Annotated in this window: 17 protein-coding genes (1 of these 17 cut by a window edge); 12 read left to right on the top strand and 5 right to left on the bottom strand. The window is 37.8% G+C overall.

Going from position 1 to position 22290, the window contains the following annotated elements; translation table 11 throughout:
* Nucleotides 1–8 precede the first annotated feature (8 nt).
* On the bottom strand, nucleotides 9–701 hold the full coding sequence (locus CALKRO_RS01370) for an ABC transporter ATP-binding protein (protein ID WP_013429342.1): 693 nt from the start codon (nucleotides 699–701) through the stop codon (nucleotides 9–11).
* 2 nt (nucleotides 702–703) lie between these two features.
* Nucleotides 704–1870 carry an efflux RND transporter periplasmic adaptor subunit gene (locus CALKRO_RS01375; protein ID WP_013429343.1) on the bottom strand — a complete coding sequence of 389 codons (1167 nt, stop codon included), beginning with the start codon at nucleotides 1868–1870 and terminating at the stop codon, nucleotides 704–706.
* Nucleotides 1871–2075: 205 nt separating this feature from the next.
* Here CALKRO_RS01375 and CALKRO_RS01380 point away from each other — a divergent pair, with 205 nt between their 5' ends.
* From CALKRO_RS01380 to CALKRO_RS01390, 3 genes are all read left to right on the top strand, one after another.
* On the top strand, nucleotides 2076–3182 hold the full coding sequence (locus CALKRO_RS01380; RefSeq protein ID WP_013429344.1) for a Gfo/Idh/MocA family protein: 1107 nt from the start codon (nucleotides 2076–2078) through the stop codon (nucleotides 3180–3182).
* Nucleotides 3183–3334: 152 nt separating this feature from the next.
* Nucleotides 3335–3904 (top strand): nucleoside recognition domain-containing protein, encoded by a 570-nt coding sequence (locus CALKRO_RS01385; RefSeq protein ID WP_013429345.1) that lies wholly within the window; start codon nucleotides 3335–3337, stop codon nucleotides 3902–3904.
* Entirely contained in the window at nucleotides 3901–4419 is a 519-nt protein-coding gene (locus CALKRO_RS01390; RefSeq protein ID WP_013429346.1) for a spore maturation protein, read from the top strand. Before CALKRO_RS01385 ends, CALKRO_RS01390 begins: the two co-directional genes overlap by 4 nt.
* Before the next feature lie 58 nt (nucleotides 4420–4477).
* On the opposite strand, the gene CALKRO_RS01395 is transcribed toward CALKRO_RS01390, so the two are convergent.
* From CALKRO_RS01395 to CALKRO_RS01405, 3 genes are read right to left on the bottom strand one after another with little or no spacing between them, the layout of a single operon-like run.
* Nucleotides 4478–5119, bottom strand: coding sequence for a cobalamin B12-binding domain-containing protein (locus CALKRO_RS01395; protein WP_013429347.1), 642 nt, complete (start codon nucleotides 5117–5119; stop codon nucleotides 4478–4480).
* Nucleotides 5120–5138: 19 nt separating this feature from the next.
* Entirely contained in the window at nucleotides 5139–8129 is a 2991-nt protein-coding gene (locus CALKRO_RS01400; RefSeq protein WP_013429348.1) for an alpha-L-rhamnosidase, read from the bottom strand.
* A 28-nt stretch (nucleotides 8130–8157) separates the two neighbouring features.
* Nucleotides 8158–8799 (bottom strand): class II aldolase/adducin family protein, encoded by a 642-nt coding sequence (locus CALKRO_RS01405; RefSeq protein ID WP_013429349.1) that lies wholly within the window; start codon nucleotides 8797–8799, stop codon nucleotides 8158–8160.
* Between the two features lie 236 nt (nucleotides 8800–9035).
* Here CALKRO_RS01405 and CALKRO_RS01410 point away from each other — a divergent pair, with 236 nt between their 5' ends.
* The 9 genes from CALKRO_RS01410 to CALKRO_RS01455 all read left to right on the top strand — a co-directional run.
* On the top strand, nucleotides 9036–10769 hold the full coding sequence (locus CALKRO_RS01410) for a glycoside hydrolase family 13 protein (RefSeq protein WP_013429350.1): 1734 nt from the start codon (nucleotides 9036–9038) through the stop codon (nucleotides 10767–10769).
* Between the two features lie 107 nt (nucleotides 10770–10876).
* Nucleotides 10877–11785, top strand: a complete 909-nt coding sequence (locus tag CALKRO_RS01415) for a carbohydrate ABC transporter permease (protein WP_013429351.1) — start codon at nucleotides 10877–10879, stop codon at nucleotides 11783–11785.
* Complete coding sequence (locus CALKRO_RS01420; RefSeq protein WP_013429352.1) at nucleotides 11785–12654, top strand: sugar ABC transporter permease; 870 nt, start codon at nucleotides 11785–11787, stop codon at nucleotides 12652–12654. Before CALKRO_RS01415 ends, CALKRO_RS01420 begins: the two co-directional genes overlap by 1 nt.
* Before the next feature lie 63 nt (nucleotides 12655–12717).
* Nucleotides 12718–14340, top strand: coding sequence for an alpha-glucan family phosphorylase (gene glgP / locus CALKRO_RS01425; RefSeq protein WP_013429353.1), 1623 nt, complete (start codon nucleotides 12718–12720; stop codon nucleotides 14338–14340).
* A gap of 6 nt (nucleotides 14341–14346) precedes the next feature.
* Nucleotides 14347–15369 (top strand): LacI family DNA-binding transcriptional regulator, encoded by a 1023-nt coding sequence (locus CALKRO_RS01430; RefSeq protein WP_013429354.1) that lies wholly within the window; start codon nucleotides 14347–14349, stop codon nucleotides 15367–15369.
* Nucleotides 15370–15508: 139 nt separating this feature from the next.
* Nucleotides 15509–16714 carry a sugar ABC transporter substrate-binding protein gene (locus tag CALKRO_RS01435; RefSeq protein WP_013429355.1) on the top strand — a complete coding sequence of 402 codons (1206 nt, stop codon included), beginning with the start codon at nucleotides 15509–15511 and terminating at the stop codon, nucleotides 16712–16714.
* A 216-nt stretch (nucleotides 16715–16930) separates the two neighbouring features.
* Nucleotides 16931–19084, top strand: coding sequence for a uroporphyrinogen decarboxylase family protein (locus CALKRO_RS13200; RefSeq protein WP_013429356.1), 2154 nt, complete (start codon nucleotides 16931–16933; stop codon nucleotides 19082–19084).
* Between the two features lie 44 nt (nucleotides 19085–19128).
* Nucleotides 19129–21507: a beta-galactosidase gene (locus tag CALKRO_RS01450; RefSeq protein ID WP_013429357.1), complete on the top strand. Its 2379-nt coding sequence runs from the start codon at nucleotides 19129–19131 to the stop codon at nucleotides 21505–21507.
* A gap of 15 nt (nucleotides 21508–21522) precedes the next feature.
* A protein-coding gene (locus tag CALKRO_RS01455) for a family 43 glycosylhydrolase (RefSeq protein WP_013429358.1) crosses the window boundary here: on the top strand, nucleotides 21523–22290 show its 5' portion. Its footprint extends 168 nt past the window's final position; the window shows 768 of its 936 coding nt (coding positions 1–768); the start codon lies at nucleotides 21523–21525; its stop codon lies off the right edge, out of view.

A 22290-nucleotide genomic window follows, 5' to 3' on the forward strand; every position in this document is an offset into this window, starting at 1 on the left:
TATTCTTTTTAGTATGTTATCCTGTTTTTTACCGGGGCATCATCAATTATCATACCATCTCTGATTCTGATGATTCTCTTTGCATGGTTTGCAATGTCCTGTTCATGGGTTACCATTATGATGGTTGTACCGGCTTTGTTCAGTTCATGGAATATCTTCATTATTTCAATACTGGATGCAGTATCTAAGTTTCCAGTTGGCTCATCGGCAAGCAAGAAAGAAGGATTCATAACAATTGCACGGGCAATGGCAACTCTTTGCTGCTGACCACCTGAGAGCTCATTTGGTCTGTGATAAATTCTGTCTGAAAGACCAACACGCTCTAAAGCAGAAAGTGCCCTTTGTCTTCTTTCCTTGGGAGGAATTTTTGCGTATATCATTGGAAGTTCAACGTTTTCAAGGGCATTGAGTTTACTAAGCAGGTTGAATGATTGAAAAACAAAACCTATATTTTTGTTTCTAAGCGATGCAAGCTGCATGTCGTTCAATGTTGACACCTCAAGACCATCCAAAAGATAACTTCCTGAAGTGGGCTTGTCAAGAAGTCCGATGATGTTCATTAGCGTTGATTTGCCAGACCCTGAAGGACCTACAATTGCAACATATTCTCCTTTTTCTACTTTAAGAGAAATTCCTTTGAGTACTTCAAGTTCCACCTTCCCAAGACTGTACACCTTTTTTATATCCTTTAATTCAATCATACTTAGCTTCCACCTTTTTCTTTAACTTTTGTACCGTTTTGGATTGAGCTGTTGGGATTTAAAATTACTTTTTCACCAGCAGCAACACCGCTTTTAATTTCGGTTTCTAAATCAGAGGAAAGACCAACTTCTACCTTTCTTTGCTTTGCAACACCATTTTCCACAATGTATACAAAGCTTTGCCCCTTTTTGTCTGTCAAAATGGCTTCTGAAGGGACTTTTAAAACATTTTTCTTTTCGCCAAGCTTTATATCCACATCAACGTTAAAACCTGGTTTTATCGTGCCATCGTTGTTTAGAATATCCACATACACCTTTACAACGTTTTCAGCTCCTGTTTGAGTAATTACCTTTGTTGCAGCGGGACTAACCATCTTGACAGCTCCATCAAAAGTTTTTTCACCAAATCTTATTAAAGCCTTTTGTCCCTCAGAAATATTTATAGCATCATATTGATTGACATTAAGAACAATCTGAAGGTCTTCAGGGTCTTCAACTGTAACTGCAGGAAGCTGCACAGAGCTAAAAACGTTTCCTTCCCGTGCGTTTATAGCTGTCACAACTCCATTTATCTGTGATTTGATATATCGCTGCTGTTTGTCCATGTTTTGTTTTATACTTTGAAGATTTAGCTGAGCAATTTCAACCTGTTTTTCCTGAAGTTTTATCTGATCGTCAAGGCTATAACCAGGAGATGCCACTTGCATCTGCGATGATGTAAAAGTGTTCAGAGAATAACTCTGAATAGGTGCTGTGCTATTTTGCAAAGAGCTTTGGTTTTGACTTGACCATTTTTCTTTTAATTTTTTCAGAGATTCTAATTGAAGTTTTGCCATTTCAAGTTGTTTTTGCGCAATTTTGTATTGAATTGATAGATCCTGAGTTTCAAGCTCTAAAAGCTTGTCACCCTTTTTCACTTTATCTCCCACATCCACAAATACTTTTAGCACCTTTGTGGGGGTGAGGATGAAATAATCTTGTTTTGATTTTGATTCAACATCACCATTTGTTGAGAATAGCCATACAATATCTCCTTTTTCAACATTTGCAGTTTTCACCTCAACCGTGTTTAGCATCTGCTGGTTCCTCTGAGATATACCATATACGCTCAGGGCAATCAGTGCAACCACTAAAATGGTGATTAAAATACCTTTTGATGACCTTTTCATTGCTCCATTCACCAACCTTCTCAAGTTTTATGACTTTTCAATTATTTTTAGCTGCTCAAAAATTTTGGTGTAGAAATATTTATATACAAAATAATATTGTAGCATTGAAATTAATTTGTCAATAAACAAAAGCTAAATTGTTTAGATCAAAATATGATATAATGAATTTTGCTTTAACTTTTAAAAACTGCAGGAGGCAAGAAAAATGGAAAAAGTAAAAGTTGCAGTGCTTGGCTGTGGCAACATTGCGCCAGTTTACCTTAAAAATCTCAAAAGGTTTGGGATATTTGACGTTGTTGCGTGCGCAGATGTGGACGCAGATAAGGCAAAGAACATAGCTACAGAGTTTTCTATTTCGCAGGCGGTAGAACCTGACAAAGTGTATGACCTTGATGTGGATATAATTGTTAACCTCACCCCGCCTCAGCACCACTATGAAATAAACAAAAGGGTTTTGGAAAGTGGAAAGCACCTTTACAGTGAAAAGCCTCTTTGCTCAACGCTTAAGGAAGCAAAAGAAATTCTGGAGTTAGCAGAAAAGAAAAACCTTAAAGTTGGATGTGCACCTGATACATTTCTTGGTGCGAACATTCAGACAGCAAAAAAGCTAATTGAAGATGGATGGATAGGAAGACCCTTTGCTGCAAACTGTTTTATACTCTACGGTGGACCTGAAAAGTGGCATCCAAACCCTCATTTTATTTTCAAAAAATACTTAGGACCGCTTTTTGACGTCGGGCCTTATTGTTTAACAGCTCTTGCGTTTTTACTTGGATCTGTCAAAAAAGTATCTGGTATGGGCATGGTAACATACAAAGAAAGGCTTATAACTTCTGAGCCTCACAGAGGAGAAAAGATTGAGGTTGAAATGCCGACATATGTAACTGCAAACCTTCTTTTTGACACAGGTGTTATAGGAAATGTCACTGTGTCGTATGATGTGCCGGATACAAACCTGCGTGGGATAGAGATTTATGGGACAGAAGGTACGTTAATTGTTCCAGATCCAAACTTTTTTGACCATGGTAGAGTATATTTAAAAAGACACGATGATAAGGAATTTACAAAGATGCCGACCATCAATCCGTTCAATTACGACAACCTGCGCGGGCTTGGGATACTTGACATGGCACTTTCAATAAAGCTTTCAACACCTCTTAGGGCATCGGGCAGGCTTTCTTATCATGTGCTGGAAACTCTGTGGGCAATCTACACTTCGACACAAGAGGGAAGGTTTGTTGATGTTGAGAGCACAGCGCCTCGAACACCTCTTCTTGATATGGAGCTATTAAGGGAGGTTTTGTGTTTGTAAATTGTAAATTTTAATGAGGATTTGCTTTTTAAAAGTTTGCACTTTGCTAAAAGTGCTTTTTGTATTCTTTGGCAGAGTGCTTTTTTGTTATATTCTCAAGCAAGCTTAAGTATAAATTATATAGTGACAAAAACTCTAAAGAGGCTCAAAAAATGAACGCATTCTGGCTTGGTGCAATTGTATCTTCTATTTTGTACCAGCTTCTTTTTGGGAATGTAGAAAAAATTACAGAAATTCTGTTTTCGGCACCTCAAAAAGCAGCTGATATTTTCTTGACCATTTTGCTTTCAATAATGCTCTGGTCAGGATTTTTGAGAGTTGTGCAGGATAGCAACCTTGTTGAGATTTTAAAAAAGCTTTTGAAACCCATTTTTGAAGCTTTATTTAAAACAAAAAACGAAAGAGCGCTTAATTTTATACTTTTAAATGTTGTTGCTAACATGCTCGGGCTTGGTAATGCTGCAACACCGGCAGGTATACTTGCCATGCAAGAGCTTTCAAAAGAAGCCAAAAATTCTACAGCCTCTGACGACATGATTTTGTTTGTGCTGATAAACACCTGTTCAATTCAGCTAATTCCAACAACTGCGATACTTCTGAGAACCAAATTTTCATCATCAGCTCCAGCAGCCATCACCTTTCCCACACTTTTTGTTTCAATGGCAAGTCTTTTTATAGGAATAATCCTGTGTAAGGTTTTGTCGAAGGTGTGCAAAAAATGAAGAATATCTCAGATTATCTGATAGCCTGTTTTTTACTTCTGATAATCCTGTTTGCAGCCTCAAAAAGGATAGATGTCTTCAAAAGCTTTGTAGAAGGTGTGAAAGATGGACTTAGGATTTCAATAAAGATATTCCCAAACGTTTTTGCACTGATTGTGGCTGTTGAGCTTTTCACAAAGACAGGGGTTCTGGATATCCTGCAAAAGCTCTTGTCTCCCGTATTGAGCTTTTTTGGAATATACAAAGAAGCGCTTGGTCTTATTATCATAAAACCGTTTTCTGGCAGTAGCAGTTTCGCAGTGCTAAAAGACATCTTCGAAAAGTACGGTGTTGACTCTGACATAGGCATATATTCTTCTATAATATGCGCATCAACTGAGACTCTCTTTTACGTCATCACCACATACCTTGCAGCAACCAATGTAAAAAAGACAAGGTATCTGATACCGGTAGCGATAGCTGTAGATTTTCTGGTTTTAATCATCGCAGCCATGATAGTAAGAAAGAGTATATAAAAAATAAAAAGCCACAGGCAAGACTGCCTGTGGTTATTTTGATTAATATTTTAAATTTTCATGCAACACCCTTGACAAACTTTTTTGCAAGCTCTGCAGCAGATGCCGCATCAGGTGCATACCCGTCAGCACCAATGCTTTTTGCAAAGCTCTCTGTCACAGGTGCACCACCAACAATCACCTTTACTTTGTCGCGCAAACCTTGCTCTTGTAGCTTTTCAATTGTTGTTTTCATGTTTGGCATAGTTGTTGTAAGCAGTGCCGACATTGCAACAATCTGTGGGCTATGGTTTTTTACAGCCTCACAGAACTTTTCAGGTGCAACATCCACCCCAAGGTCGATTACCTCAAGCCCTGCACCTGTCATCATCATAGCAACTAAGTTTTTGCCAATATCGTGCAAATCGCCTTTTACAGTGCCAATCACAACCTTACCGATTGGCTTTACACCTGTCTCTGTCAGGATTGGTTTTAGTACTTCCAGCGCAGCTTTCATTGCACGTGCTGCAATCAACACCTCTGGCACGTAAATCTCATTGTTTTTGAACTTCTCACCCACAACCGACATTGCCTGGACAAGTGCATCGTTTAAGATTGTCTCAGCAGAGATTCCGGAAGATAAAGCTTCTTTTACCTTTTCAGGTGCAAGTTTTGCGTTTCCTTTTTGAACGAGCTGTGATATTTCGTTCAAAATTTCCATTTTTAAACCGGCCCCCTTTTTAAACATCAGATGTTAATATACTATAACTTCCAAGGCCAAATGGCAAGAGCATATAGCGTGATGTGAAGTTTTCAAAGTCAATAAAGCTCTGCGGACGTCTGTACAGCTCCTCAAACACGTCTGCTTTGTGGTTTGCTTCTATGAGGTTAAAAAGTGTGTTTGTTAAAACTATCTCAAGCTCATTTTTACCGTCATTTACATGATCTGTTATGTCAGCCAAAAACGGCTGGGAAAAGAGAGTACATGCTTTCTTGCCGTTTACAAACACTTTGGCAATTGATGCGTTTACGTTATTGAGCTTTATATAAAATCTTTTTGAACTTTCTTTTGTAATCTCAAAAGAGCTTTTTAGACTTAGCGACCCAACATAAAAAGGATACCCGTCTTTTGTTATATCAAAATGACATGGCTTTTTGGGCTCGGTTAAGATAAACTTTGTCTCATCAACGCAAATCAGAGAAAAGCTTCCTACAAGATAAATGGCTTCAACCTCAGTCGGTCTGTGGTTTTTGGAGTTTTTTACCCTCTCATGGCAGCCAGGTGCTGTGATGTTGTTTGACTTTCTACCACTGAGTACTATTTCATTTTTTCCTTCTTTGACAAAAGAGGTGATATCAATCTTGCCAACATTCACATCCAAAAAGTTCTGCTCAGGCGAAAAGCTTTCGGTTTTTCTTTCAAATTTGACAGGCTGATTGTTTACAAGAATCATGTCAAGATTCTCTGCACACTCTATTGCCACAAAAAGTTTTGACGGCACTTTTTCAACCTTAAAATAGTATGTGGCTTTGAAAGGTGTTCCTTCCGGGAGATTATAAAAATGCTTGTGCCAAACCTGGGCACAATAACAATCTTCAAAAATTACCTTTCCATCAACTTCATATTTTATTCTGTCAAGTATTAGTGTATTGTAGTTTTTAAGCGCTATGTCAAACTCACAGCTACCTGTTTTGTATTCAAAACTATTGTCAAATATAACGCCTGAGATTAGATTTTTTGTATTCTGCGAAAGCTCCTTGTCAGACACCAAAAGACACAGGCTTGATGCAGGATACATTGTTGCATCAATCACAGCACAGCCTTTTTCCCTTCTTAATGTTGGAATCTTGAACACACCAAAGTCTACAAGGTCTGCGACAAAAACATTTTTGTCAGTAGGAATTTTTATTGTGATTTCTGCTTCTCTTTGAAGGTCTGTGTTTGCCAAAAAGATTATTCTGCTTCCATCATTTAGCTTTCTGCTCTGAAGTATGATTTTTTTAGCGTTTTGACTTGTCTTTTTATCAATTACTTCAATGTAGGTTGAGACCTCTTCTTTTAAGATGCTAACAAGTTCATTCAGATCTGTAGCATTTATGAATTTTTCTTTTAAAGGAATGTCACACTTGCTGCCGTCTATCATGCAAAGTTCAAATCTTGAAAACATGAAATCTTTAAGTGCAACTACCTTGCCACCGGTATTTACAAAGTTTTGCAAAAGCTTAAGTGTTGTCTTCCTCAAATTTGTAAGAGGCGGCAGGACAACTACTTTGTAGCTATAACTGCCAACCTTAATTTTGCCATTTTCAACCTGTGCATACTTTGATAGGATTATCTCATCGCCAAAGTGAAAGTCAATCTTGTTTGCTATTAGCTCTTTTACCGTTTTGTCAAGCAGAATATCCAGCTTGTCCACGCTGTCATCAAACTTAGAATACTCTGCCCAGGCAGATGATATGGGGTGTAGAACAAGCACATCAACATCTCTTTTGCCGAGCCCTGCTATGTACGAAATTCTTGCAAGATAGTCTGCAAAGAACTTTTCATCTTCCCACCATGGCTGCTGGTAAAAAAGGTTTGGTGGATAGTCTCTTTTTCTCTCGCCTCTCATGGAATACAGGCTAAGATGCGGATTTATATATGTTATGCCGAGCACTGCCTGCCAGTCTGATATCCATTTTCTGTGAAGAAAACTCACATGCTGACCTGTTGTTCCAAAGGTTTCACACAGCACTCCTTTTTTGCCAAGCTGCTCTGCAACCGATGACACCTGTTTCATTGTAACTACCTGCTCTAAATGTCTTGCAAGCTTGTCAACTCCAGGAAGCTGCATGTACTCATAGTGGGGCATTGCAGCGCCTATCCATTCAATCTGGCCACGCATTGTATCTTCTGCCATGTAGTGTCCTGTCATCATAATGCCATTTTCTTCACACCACTTTGCATAAGGAATGGTAAAGTTTTCTATGAACATTTCAAGGGCAATATCAAAAAAGTCAAACCTGACCTTGTGGTAATTACCCACATTGAAGAAGAGCTCCTCAAAATGATCTTTTATATCATACCCTTTTTTCTGCAAAAACCTTTCTGGAAGTTTTTCTGTCCATGGTAAGGTAGGGATATCTTTGTAATGGACTCTTAAATATGTTGGCTCATCGGTGAATATTCCCGGCATTGCATCACCAAAATACTCTTGGCAAGCTTGTTTGTATCTTTCATGTGTGAGGTTTATAAATTCCATAGTTGCATCTTTTGAAAGAAGGTCGACATAGCAGCTTCCATTGAACCACATGTCACCAAGCTTCATTGTGCGCTTTGCAACAATGTACTTTACGCCACCATGGACAAAGCTTGAGAGCACCTCATCGTCGTGTTCAACCTGGTCCTCTTTCAAAAGAACTAAAAACTTGTGCCTGTATGAAGGATTTTTAAAAGCCACAGCACCCCCAGCAAAACCAGACGGCCACTTGTCTTCATCATAAAGCCATGCAAGCATGTTTAGCTTTTTTGCATGCTCTATACATTTTTTGACAAGATTTAGCCACTCTTCAGACAGATACTCTGTCACAAGCCCAACCCTTGAGTGCATGAAAAAACCGCCATAACCTTTTTGGTGCATTTCGGTTATCTGACGCAAAAGCTCTTCCTCTTTTAAATTGTCATTCCAGCTCCAGAAAGGTGCGCACCTGTAAAAATTATCTGGGTTTTTGAGTTTTTCTAAATCAAGCATTTTATCTCTCCTTTCTATCTGTGCTTTTTTAATTATCCTTTCTCAAATCCAAAACCTTTTGAATCTCCTCAGGGCTCAGAACCTGCGGCGTGCCTATCTGGCTTGATAGAAATAAAATCTTTGCCCAGAACTCAACAATCTCAAGCTTGTAAAATGCCATCTCCAAGTCCTTGTCGTATGTCAAAACGCCATGGTTTGAAAGAAGCACAGCATCGTAGTCTTTTATAAAAGGTGCTATTGACTCTGGTACTTCAACTGTTGAAGGTGTTGCAAACGGCGCAACAGGAATATACCCTCCAAAGATGAAGACTGATTCTGCTAAAATTGGTTTGTCAAGAGGCTTTCTTAAAACTGCAAATGTTGTTGCATAAGGTGAGTGGGCATGAACACATGCATTAACATCTTCTCTTTCTTGATAGACTTTAAGGTGCATCTTTATCTCAGACGATGGCTTGTAATTTGTCTTTTCAAGAATTTTGCCTTCCATATCAATTAGAACAAGCATATCTTCACTCAAAAAACCTTTTGATACACCCGAGGGTGTTGTAATAATTTTATCCTTGTCTACTCTCACAGAGATATTTCCATCAGGTCCGCTAATATATCCTCTTTCGTACATGATTCTTCCAATTCTGCATATCTGTGATTTGATACTTCTTATATCCTGCATTTTTTCCACCTTTCTTTTAAAGTGTATTGTCGTAATATTGTATTGTTTTGATTTTTTGTTCTATTTTATTTTACAATTATTTGGTTGATTTGAAAATACCCAAATTTGACATTTTGAAAACTTTATAAGTGCCTACAAAACAAATTTATGCAAACATTTGCATTATAGATAGAAAAGTGATAAAATAAATTTCAATGTTGTATTTCAAAAAATATTTCAGAAGGAGAGTGCAAAATTTGCAGGTTATTCACAATCAAGTTCATGACATTTTTGCTCTGAGCAAAGATAAGTTTTATGTAAGACTTTGGGTGCAAAAAGGATTTGCAAGAAGTGTCAGTTTGATATTCTCAGACAGGTATGATTTGGATGTTCAGAAAGTGAAGATGGATTTTTACATGAACGTTGGAAGTTTTGAAGTGTATACAGCGCAGGTGCAAAACAAAACACCGAGATTTGCGTACAAGTTTTTGATTGAACTTTTGGATGGAAGTTTTAAAGTATTTAACCAGTTTGGACTTGTAGATACCGAAGAAAACCTGTATTTTGATGCTTTCCAGTTTCCATATGCAAATGAAGCAGATATCTTTGAAAAACCTTCTTTTACGAAAGGTTTGGTTGTCTACGAGATTTTCCCAGACAGGTTCAAAAGAGGCAAAAAACAAGTGCACAGCAAGAAGCTATTTGATTGGGATTACTGCAGCTGGGATGTACCAGGCTCTGAAGTTTTTCTTGGTGGTGATTTTGCAGGCATAAAAGAAAAAATAGAGTATTTTAAAACTCTTGGGATAAATGCCATTTATCTTACACCGATTTTTAAATCAAACTCAAGCCATCGCTACAATGTTGACGATTACTTTGACGTTGACCCTCTTTTGGGAACAAAAGAGGATTTCAAAGACTTAGTAGTAAGCCTTCACAAAAACGGTATCAGGGTAATACTTGATATGGTTTTTAACCACACTGGCATTGGATTTTTTGCCTTTCAGGATGTTATAAAAAATGGAGAAAATTCAAAATATTATAGCTGGTACAATATAAGGTCTTTACCTGTGGATATCCAAAAAGGAAACTATGAGACCTTTGCAACAAATGTAAACAGTATGCCGAGGATAAATACTTCAAACAAAGAGGTTCAGGACTTCTTTTTAAAGGTTTTAAAGTACTGGCTTTTAGAGTTTGATATTGACGGTTTTAGATTTGACGTTGCTAATGAGCTGGATAAAAACTTTATAAGAAGGATAAGAAGAGAGCTAAAAGCAATAAAAAAAGACATTCTTTTAATTGGCGAGGTTATGCACAGAAGCGAAAACTTTTTGATGGGAGACATGTTTGATGGTGTGATGAACTACTTTTCGTGGGAGGTTTTTGTAAGGTATTTGATGGGTAAATATAATGCAGAGGATGCATCAAGGATTTTGGCAGACTACAGACTAAAATTTAATCCTATACTTTTTTCATGTCAGCTTAACCTCATTGGTAGCCACGACACAGAAAGGGTTTTAACAAGACTAAATAAAAATAAAGAACTTGCAATGCTTGCCGCAGTGTATAACCTTACCTATCAGGGAATTCCTATGATTTACTATGGTGATGAGATTGGAATGGAAGGCGGACATGACCCCGACTGCAGAAGGGGGATGATATGGGAAGAAGTAAAGCATGATAAAGAGATTTTTAACCTGTACAGAAGATTAATTGACCTCAAAAAAGTATCTTCAGCTCTAAATAGCGACAATGTAAAAGAGTTTTCAATTGGTGATGTGCTTTGCTTTGAAAGAAAAAGTGAAAGTGAAGTTGTGTACATTCTTTTTAATCCACGCAAAGCTTTGCAAAAAGTAAAACTGTGGTCAGAGTTTATTGTTGATAAAGAGATTGAATTTTTCAGCATGGACAAAAAGATTAAAAATCAATCATGCTATATTGAACTTGATCTGAGTCCCGAAAGCTTTGAAATTGTGATTGTTAAATAGATTATTAGAGAAAAGAATAAAAATTTGTTGACAGGAATAAAAGATGATTGTATAATATTTTCAAGAGCAAACGATTGCACATTTTATTTTAAAGGAGGAAAAAGATTATGAAAAAGCGCGAGCCAATAGGTTACGTATATCTTGCGCCGGCTTTGATATCCATGGCAGTGCTATCTTTCTTTCCAATAGCCATGACGGTGTATTATGCATTTACAAATTTTAATCTCAACCACATGGAAGACTACAAATTTGTGGGAGTTAAGAACTTTGTAGATATCATAACAGGACCGTTCAGAGAAGTATTTGCGCCAACATTTGCATGGACATTTACATTTGCACTTGTTACAGTTCTTATTAATTTTTCAGTGGGACTTTTGCTTGCTGTGCTTCTTAACAACAAGTTTATGAAAGAGACAAATATTTACAGGTCAATATTAATAATCCCATGGGCCATCCCAGGAACAATTGCTTCTTTGGCATGGCAGGGACTATTGAATGAAGAGTACGGAGCTATAAACATGCTTTTAAAAACAATTCACCTTAATCCATTGCCTTGGATGACAGACCCGTTTTGGGCAAAGATAAGCATATTTATTGTTAATCTGTGGCTTTCATACCCATTTATGATGAATGCGTCGCTTGGTGCTCTTCAGTCAATTCCGCCAGAGCTCTACGAAGTGGCTGAGATAGATGGAGCTGGCTGGTTTACAAAGCTATTTAAAATTACAATACCTATGATTGTGCCAACAGCGCTTCCAATTTTGATTTCATCGTTTGCATATGCTTTCAACAACTTCAACGTTGTATACCTTGTAACAGGCGGCGGACCTGCAAGGCTTGACACTCAGTTTGCAGGGCACACAGACCTTCTTGTCTCAACAACATACAAGCTTACAATGCAGTTTTACAGATATGACCTTGCATCTGCAATGTCAATCATAATCTTCTTCATTGTGGGAACAATTTCGCTTATCAATATGAAGCTTACAAGAGCATTTGAGGGTGGTGAAAGATAATGATTGGAAGAGAGTATATGACAAAACAGGATGCTATTGTTCTGTGGATATCAAGAGTGATTATTTGGGTTGCGATAATACTTTCACTACTTCCTACATGGTTTATCATAGTTGCGTCGCTATCAAAAGGTGGGGCGTTCTTCCAGTCGTCGTTTTTCCCAAAAGAGATTACGTTTGAGAACTATATTGAGCTTTTCAGGAGAAAGAGCAGTCCTTCTCAGACACTGCCTGACTTTGTGATGTGGGTAAAAAACAGCTTGATTGTATGTTTTGGAGTTGCATTCCTGCAGATTTTCATGACAGCTCCCGCAGCATATGCATTTTCAAGGATAAACTTTGTTGGAAGGAAAAATGGGCTCAAAACACTTTTAATTTTGCAAATGTTCCCAACATTCATGGCAATGCCTGCGATATATGGGCTTTTAGCAAAGTTCAATCTTCTTGACAATCTTTTTGCACTCATTCTGGTACTGGCAGGCGGTTCTGCGTTTAACATCTGGCTTTTGAAAGGAAACATGGACCAGATACCATACGAGATTGATGAGGCGGCAATAATTGACGGTGCTGGGCATTTTCTGATTTTCAGAAAGATTATCCTGCCACTTACTGCACCAATGCTTGCTGTGATGTTTATCTGGAGTTTTAACGGTGTGTTCAACGAGTTTTTGCTTTCAAGCTTAGTTTTACAGTCACCTGAAAATGCAACAGTCCCAATTGGACTTAGAAACTTTATAAACAACCAGTTTTCAGCTAACTGGCCTATGTTTTCAGCAGCATCAATACTAGCATCACTGCCAATTGTGATTATATACATGGCACTACAAAAACAGATTCAAAGCGGTCTTGCAGCAGGTGCTATCAAGGGTTAATTTGAGGTTTAAATTGACCATAAAAATTATAAAAATTCTTTTTTAGAAGGAGGATTAGATAGAATGAAAAAACTTCCTACAGTCGCGTATTTTAGCATGGAGTTTGGTCTTGATTCTAACTTCAAAATCTACGCAGGTGGGCTTGGAATACTTGCAGGTGACTATTTAAAAGCTGCAAAGGATTTAGGATACCCTGTTGTAGGTGTTGGAATTCTGTGGAAGCAAGGGTATAATAAGCAGATTGTGACAGAAGAATATGGTGTGATTGATGCTTTTCCAATCTACAGGTACAACTTTTTAAAAGACACAGGTGTTAAGGTTAAGGTAAGAATTAGAAACAGAGATGTGTACTGCAAGGTGTGGAAGGTTGACAATTTTGGAAATAGCGACCTTTACCTTCTTGACACTGACCTTCCTGAAAATAGTGACAGGTGGATTACAGGACAGCTTTATGGCTGGTTCGGTGAAGAAAGAGTTGCTCAAGAGATGGTTTTGGGTATTGGCGGTGTGAGGGCTTTAAAAGAGCTTGGTATCAAGGTTGATGTGTATCATTTCAATGAAGGACATGCTGTGTTTGCTGGACTTGAGCTTGTAAGGTATTACATGGAAGAAAAAGGTCTTTCATTTGAACAGGCACTATCTAAAGCAAGAGAAAAGATTGTGTTTACAACACATACACCTGTTGAAGCAGGAAATGAAACACATCCTTTAAAACTTCTTATGTATATGGGTGCAAACTTGAATCTTACAGAAGAGCAGCTTGTTTATATTGGCGGTGCGCCTTTTAACATGACAGTTGCAGCGCTAAGACTTGCTCGCATTTCAAATGCTGTGTCTGACCTGCACAGAGTTACTGCAAATGCTATGTGGGCTCAGGTTGATAGAAGAAGCAGAATAATTGGTATTACAAACGGTGTTCATGTTGGAACATGGGCAGACAGAAGAATATTAGAATCAAGACATAATCCTGAAAAGCTTTGGCAGACACATACTCAAATAAAACGTGAGCTTTTGGATTTTGTTGAAAAAAGAACGGGCGTTAAATTAAGAGAAGATATTTTGACAATTGGATTTGCAAGAAGGGCAGCTCCATATAAGCGAAGCGACCTCATTTTTAGGGACAAAGAAGCGGCTGACAAGATGTTCAAAAACGATCTTCAAATAATCTTTGCAGGCAAAAGCCACCCGCTTGATGATACCGGCAAAGAGATTGTTAACAATATCATTGCAATGTCCAAAAAGTATCCTGGCAAGGTTGTGTTTTTGGAAGACTATGACATGGAAATTGGCAAGATGCTAACCCGCGGATGCGATATCTGGCTGAACAACCCGCGAAGACCTTTAGAAGCGTGCGGAACCTCAGGGATGAAAGCTGCAATGAATGGTGTTTTGAACGTCTCCACCTTAGATGGATGGTGGCCTGAGGCGTGCCAACATGGAATAAATGGGTGGCAGATTGGCGATGGTTTTGAGTCAAAAGACGAAAAAGAACAAGATAGCCACGACCTTAAGAGTTTAGTTAATGTCATGCAAAACGAGGTAATACCAACATACTATAAAAACAAAGACAAATGGGTAAAAATGATGCAAAATAGCATTGAATCTACACTTGACAAATTCTCAGCAGAGAGGATGGTAAAAGAATACTACGAGAAGATGTACATTCCAAAATCCCACGAGGATTGATAGACGATGGCAACAATAAAAGAAATAGCAAAAGAAGCCAACGTCTCACCATCCACTGTTTCGCGGGTTCTTGCAGGCAGTAGCAAAATCAGTCCTGAGACAACCAAGCGGGTTCTTGAGGCTATAAAGAAGCTTGGCTATGTTCCTAATGCAAATGCAAAGGGGCTGGTTATAAAAAAATCCTTTACTGTTGGTGTATTTGTGCCGCGAGAACCCGAGAATGCTTTTTTAAATTCTTTTTTCGACCAGGTGATAACAAGCATATGTAATTTAGTAAATAGCTTTGAGTATGATATCCTGCTTGCAATCTCAAATCCTGAAAAGGAAAAAGAGCTTTTGAAAAGACTTGTTGAGAGCAAAAAGGTTGATGGGTTTGTGCTCCTTTCATCAAGGGAAAAGGACCCTGCAATTGAGTATCTAAAGAGCATTGACTTTAAGTTTGTTGTGATTGGAAGACCAATTGGCTATGAAAACAGTGTAAACTGGGTGGACAACGACAATATCAAAGCAGGATTTGAAGCCACCGAGTACCTCATAAGGCTGGGGCATAGGAAAATTGCCTTCATGGGCGGACCCAGTGATTTGGTAGTAACAAGCGACAGGTTTTCAGGCTACAAAAAAGCTCTTGAGAAATACGGTATACAACCAAAAAATTCCTATATAAAATTTGCAAACTATTACAAAAAAAGTTACAGAGAAAATGCATATGAGATTTTGAGTCAAGAGGATAGGCCCACTGCTATAGTGTGTATGGACGATCTGATTGCAATTGAGATTTTCAAAGTTGCTGAAAGTCTAAATCTTAAAGTGGGGAAAGAACTTTCAGTGATTTCTTTCAATAACTCCATTGTTAGTGAGATATGCCAACCACCTCTAACAACAGTTGATATTAATATTTTTCACCTTGGCAGGCTTGCTGCCGAAGTGTTGATGATGGACTTAAGTGAGTCAGCAAAGACTTACAGAAGAATAATAGTTCCACATCAGATTGTTGAAAGAGAATCATGCGGAAAAGCTCAAACGTTATAATGATTGCATTAAAAAGAAACTAAATTTATTGATGGAGTAAAAAATTTTTTCTCTCTCTTGACTTTTTTTAGAGAGAAATATATAATGTTATTATCAAACGTTTGCATATCAAATAAATTTAAGGGAGGTTGTTTTGATTATGAAAAATCTAAAAAGAATCTTGACAGTAGTTCTAATAATTGCTTTTGCGGCTATGGTGCTGATACCACTTAGCGGAGCATTTGCGACATCCAAAAAACAGCTTGTTGTCTGGTCACATCTTACTCAGGATGAAGTAAAAGCTTTGCAACCAATTGCAGATAAGTGGGGAAAAGCAAATGGATACACTGTAAAAGTCATCACAGACCAAGGTTCGTTCCAGAGCTTCCAGACAGCTGCAATGAGTGGAAAAGGTCCAGATATCATGTTTGGTATTCCACATGATAACCTTGGTGCTTTCTGGAAAGCAAAGCTTTTAGAAGCAGTTCCAGCAAATCTCATTGACAAGAAAAACTTTGTATCAACTGCGCTTGATGCATGTTCATTTGAAGGAAAGCTCTATGCTCTTCCAATTGCTATGGAGACATATGCGCTTTTCTATAATACATCAAAAGTAAAAGAGGCTCCAAAGACAATGAGCCAGCTCATCACATTGGCTAAGAAATACGGGTTTATGTACGATGTTAACAACTTCTATTTCAGCTTTGCGTTCATTGCTCAAAATGGTGGATATGTGTTCAAGAACAAAGGTGGTTCGCTTGATCCAAACGATATCGGACTTGCAACAAATGGTGCGATAAAAGGACTTTCATTGATAAGAGATTTTGTTCAGACATATAAATTCATGCCAAAGGATATAAGAGGCGATATTGCAAAGGGCAACTTCCAAAATGGAAAGATTGCATTTTACATCAGCGGTCCATGGGATGTTCAGGACTTTATAAAGGCAAAAGTACCATTTGCAGTTGCACCACTGCCAAAGACAGACGATGGAAAACCAACACCATCTTTTGTTGGTGTTCAGGCAGCGTTTGTTTCGGCAAAGTCCAAAAACAAAGATGCAGCTTTCAAGTTAGCAAAATATTTGGTTGAAAACTCAGCTTTGACATTATTTAAGGTTGGACATAGAATTCCTGTATTGAATAGCGTTCTTGCAAGCAATGAAGTTAAGTCCGATAAGATAATGAGTGCATTTGCGGAACAAGCAAAAGTTGGAATACCTATGCCAAACATCCCAGAGATGTCTGCTGTTTGGACACCAGCTGGTAATGCACTCTCACTTATCACAACAGGCAAAGCAACACCAAAGCAGGCAGCAGAGGCTATGGTAAAACAGATCAAGCAAGGTATTGCTCAGATGCAGTAAAGTATGTGCAGCGCGTAGAAAATTGAATAACTTAAAGGTTGCGAAAGGGCAGCAGAAAAATTCTGCTGTCCTTTTTGTTTGTTGTAAAAAAGTTCATCTTTACAAAATAAAATTCTATTAAATCGAATATGATGTGTGATATAATAAAAGCAAAAATAAAAAATCATTAATAAACATAATAAATATAATGTTTTGTCTGAAAGAGAGTGTTTAAGCATGAAACTTAATATGCAAAAGTGGCAAGAAAGGTTAATTAATAAAGGAAAAAATACCAAAAAAGCTTTTCCAATTTTGAGTTATCCAATTTTGAAATCTATGGATGGTTTTGATGTCAAAGATTTGGCACAGAATGGTCATGTCCATTTTAACGTCTTAAAAGAAATTTGCCAAAACTTTGATATGGTTGCAATCGCAACTGCGATGGACCTTTCAGTTGAGGCAGAAGAGTTTGGGTGCGCTGTTCGGTTTTCTTCAGAAGAAGTGCCATCTGTTATAGGACCTCTTATTAAAAAGTTGGATGAAGCAGAAGAGCTACAAATTCCTGAAATTGGATCAAAGCGAACAAGAAATGTGATTGAAGTTATAAAAAGATTGCAAACTTTAAATATTGAAAAACCCATTCTTGGAACAATGATTGGTCCTTTTTCTCTTGCTGTGAGGCTTTTTGACATAACAGAACTTATGATAAGTCTTATGCTTGAGCCTGAAAAAGTTCATTTGCTGCTTGAAAAGTGCTCAGAATATTTAAGAAGATATGCCCATGCTTTAAAAGTGGCGGGTGCAAATGGGCTTTTGATTGCAGAACCGGCAGCAGGTCTTCTGTCACCTCAGCAGTGCTCAGAATTTTCATCTCATTACATAAAAGAGATTGTAAAAAGCGTGCAGGATGAGAGTTTTTCTGTGTTTCTTCATAACTGTGGAAATACCCAGAACTTGGTTGAGTCAATGCTTGAGACTGAATGCATGGGGTTTCATTTTGGCAACTGTGTTGACCTTTGTGAGATCATAAAAAGGGTTCCACAGAGCAAACTTGTATTTGGCAACCTTGACCCTGTGGGTGTATTTAGAAATGACTCTGTAGAAGGTGTGTATCACAAGACTCAGGAACTTCTCTTCAAGTTAAAAGAGTATTCCAATTTTGTTATTTCCTCTGGTTGTGACATTCCTTATCATACTCCAATTGAAAATATAAAAGCATTTTTTGAAGCTGTGGAGGATTTTAACAAAGATTTGCTAAAGGGGGAAAAACTGATGGAAAGAACAATAAAGAATAAATTCCCATCAGGTAAATTGACAAATAGAGAAAGATTTAGACGAGTTATGCACTATCAGAATGTGGACCGAATACCAAACTTTGAATTTGGCTACTGGAATGAAACACTTCCAACTTGGCATTCTCAAGGTCTTCCGCCGGAGATAGATAATGAAGAAAAGGCTTATAAATTTTTTGGTATAGACTCTTATAAATATGTTCCAATAAAAAATGGGCTTCTTCCGCAATTTGAACAAAAGGTGTTAGAAGAGACACAAGAGTACATGATAATAATTGATGCGGAAGGTATAAAGTGTCAAATCTTTAAAAACAGAGCATCAACAATCCCTCATTATCTTGAATATCCTATCAAAAATAAAGATGATTGGGAAAGGTTTAAAGAAAGGCTGAATCCCGAGGACCCTGCAAGATACCCTGAAAACTGGGATGAGATAGTTTTAGAGCTTCAAAAGAGGGACTATCCGGTGTGCATTCACTGTGGAAGCCTGTTAGGGAAACTTCGTGATTGGATGGGTTTCGAGAACATTGCACTTGCATTTTATGACATGCCCGATTTGGTGGACGAGATGATTGAGTACATGACTGATTTTTCAATAAAGCTCATGGAAAAGGCCTTGAAAGACGTTGAGGTAGATTTTGCTCTCGGCTGGGAAGATATAGCGTTTAACAAGGGACCAATTATATCTCCACAGATGTTCAAAGAATTTTTAATGCCAAGGTACAAGAAGATAGCAGATTTTTTGCACAAGCATGGGGTAGATATAATAGGAACTGACTGTGACGGTAACGTCATGCCAATTGTTGAGCTTTGGCTGGAAGCAGGGTTTAACCTCATGTTTCCTGTAGAGGTTCATGCTGGCACAGACCCAGTAATGCTGAAAAAACTTTACGGAGATAGTATAAGGCTTATGGGCGGTGTTGACAAGACAAAACTTCAGGGTTCAAAAGAAGATATACTAAAGGAACTAAAAAGGCTTGAAAAGGTGGTGGAACAAGGCGGTTTTATACCCCATGTTGACCACAGGTGTCCCCCAGATGTGCCGTATGAGAATTATCTTTATTATTTAGAAAACAAAAAGGCTATGCTGGGGTATTGAAAACTTTGTTTTAAACAAATTGAAATTTAAGGGGATGAATAATAGTGCAGATTGTGGTGAATGTTGATATGGCATGCCCTCAGAAAAACATTAGTTTACTTAATTTTGGTGGCAAAAATTCTTCGATGGAAATCTTTGTCACAAACAAGTATCTTCTCAAAAACAAAATTCCCTGGCTTCCTACCATGGGAGAGTTTCATTTTTCAAGATATCCAGAGGATTTATGGGAAAAGGAAATTCTCAAAATAAAATTTGGCGGTATTCAAATAATTGCTACATATCTTTTTTGGATATATCATGAAGAGATTGAAGGAGAGTTTGTCTGGTCAGGAAATAAAAATATCCGCAAGTTTGTTGAGCTTTGCAAAAAACATGATATGTTTGTATTTTTACGAATCGGACCATGGGCGCATGGTGAGTGCAGAAATGGAGGCTTTCCTGATTGGCTTTTACAAAAAGGCTGCAATTTGAGAACAGATGACCCTTTGTATTTAGAGTATGTAGAAAGATGGTATAGAGAGATTGCTAAACAAGTTGATGGACTTTATTTTGACCAAGACGGACCAATAATTAGCATCCAGCTTGAAAATGAGCTTTATGACAACAAAGAACACATAGTAACTCTCAAAAAGATTGCAAATAAAGTTGGTTTAAGAGCACCCATTTATACAGTCACAGGCTGGGGACCAAAAGGTGGAGCAAAGTTCCCAGAAGGTGAGGTCATACCTGTGTTTGGAGGCTATCCTGAAGCACCGTGGGAGCAACACACAAAAGAACTTCCTCCAAATCCCAACTTTTTCTTCACACACTTGAGAAATGATGCGGGTATTGGGAATGATTTGATCTCATCTTCGAACGATGCTTTATCAGATGATCCAGCAATTTATAACTATCCGTTTTGGACGTGCGAGCTTGGAGGTGGAGTTCAAAAGACATATCACAGAAGACCATATATTGATCCAGATGATGTTGGAGCAATTGCTCTTGTGAAGCTTGGTAGTGGTTGTACACTCTTAGGGTATTATATGTATCACGGGGGAAGACATGCAATAGGCAAACTCTCAACATTGCAAGAGAGTAAAGATACACGATACCCTAACGACTATCCAGTGATTTCGTATGACTTTCAAGCACCACTTGGAGAGTTTGGTGAGGTAAGGCGGCATTATCACATCTTGAGAATTATTCACATGTTTGTAGAAGATTTTGGTGATATTTTAGCACCAATGGAGATGTATCTTCCTAAGTTAGTCCCAGCTAATAGATTTGACATAACAACTCCAAGAGTGGCAGTAAGAAGCAATGGTAAAAGTGGGTTTGTATTTTTCAACAACTATCAAAGAAATCCTAAACTCTCTGATATAGAAAAATTGCAGGTAAAAATTCAGCTTCCTGAAAAAGCTCTGACAGTACCTTTTCAGTCATTTACACTTGAAAAAGATGCATACTTCTTTTTACCATTTAACTTTGATGTTGGTAATTTTAAAATTGTATATGCAACAGCCCAGCCTCTTTGCAAGCTGTACAATGAAAAAAATAATGAATTAATATGTGTTTTCAGAAAATGCAAAGGGCTTGAGGTTGAATATGTATTTGAGGGCGATATCACGGAAAACATTGTTTCTCATAAGGAATTTTCTGAAATTTGCAATATTGATGGCAGCAGTTACACAAAAATTTCAAATGTTCAGTTGGGAGTTGAAAAATCAATTTCGCTAAAACATAAAGAAAGTGATAAGAATCTAAGAATTATAACACTTGATCAGATGCAAGCTGAAAAGATGTGGAAGCTAAAGATTAGCGGTCGAGAAAGAATATTGATATGCCCAACACACAATATATTTGTGGAAGATGATACTGTCCATGTGTTTGGTGAAAATCCTGAGGGTTATTTTTATCTATATCCAGCTTATGAAGATGATAAAATAGAATTTGATGAGAACTTGCGCGCTGAAATGATTGCGGAAAACTTTTATAGAATCAGTTTTTGGTTCGAAGAAATAAAAACAGATGTGAAATGGTATGAAGAAGAGTTTGTTAAAAATGAGTTTGATAGATTTTTATATGCTGATGTCGACAGAAAAGACAATGTCAAACAGTTTAAGTTCAGATCCATGATTTGGGGTAAAAAAGAAGATTTGGACGATTTGCTTCTTGAGATAGAATATGTTGGGGATGTCATTCAAGCATTTGTAAATGACAAACTTGTAAACGACGATTTTTATGATGGTTTTAATAGATTTCACCTGAGCCTCAAAGAGCTCTATTTTCCTGAGGAAATCATAATAAAGATATCTGCTATTTCAAAGTTTCATAACATATATCTTCAGAAAGTGCCTGATTACAAGGAAAATGACAGGGTTGCTGTGATTAAATCGGCCAAGTTAATTCCAGTGTACAAAAGAGAAATAAAAATTTATTAAAAGGGGATGATAAATGTGCCAAGACCACCAGCTCCACTTTTTAGAGACCCAATCTATGACGGTGCGGCAGACCCCACAATCATATACAATCACCTTGAAAAAAGTTGGTGGATTTTGTACACAAACAGAAGAGCAAACCAAAAACTTCCTGGCAAGGCTTTTATGCATGGGACTGACATAGGCATTGCTGAATCAAAAGATGGTGGCAGAACTTGGCTTTATAGAGGTACTATAGACCTTCAATATGGCAGGGGCAGAAACACCTTCTGGGCACCTGAGGTGATATTCTATGAAGGGGAATACCATATGTATGTGAGCTTTGTACCTGGTGTTCCACAGGATTGGAATGCAGACAGATACATTTTGTACTACAAAAGCAAGAATCTGTGGGACTGGGAGTTTATCTGCAAGCTTAAACTATCTTCAAATAAAGTTATTGACGCGTGTGTTTTCCAGATGCCAGATGGAACTTTTAGGATGTGGTACAAGGATGAAGCGGACCATTCATACATCTATGTAGCAGAGAGTACCAATCTAAAAGATTGGAAAGTTTTAGGACCAGCTTTAACTGACAGACCTCAAGAGGGGCCAAACGTTTTTTATTGGAAAGGCAAATACTGGATGATAACAGACCCGTGGTGTGGACTGGGAGTTTATTCTTCAGAAGATGCAAATGTGTGGCACAGGCAAGAAAATATCTTAGACAAGCCAGGAAAAAGGGAAGATGATGGGCAAATAGGACATCATGCTGATGTTCTTGTAATAGATGATGAGACAGCTTAT

The sequence above is a fragment of the Caldicellulosiruptor kronotskyensis 2002 genome (assembly GCF_000166775.1).
GTDB classification, from domain to species: Bacteria; Bacillota; Thermoanaerobacteria; order Caldicellulosiruptorales; family Caldicellulosiruptoraceae; genus Caldicellulosiruptor; species Caldicellulosiruptor kronotskyensis.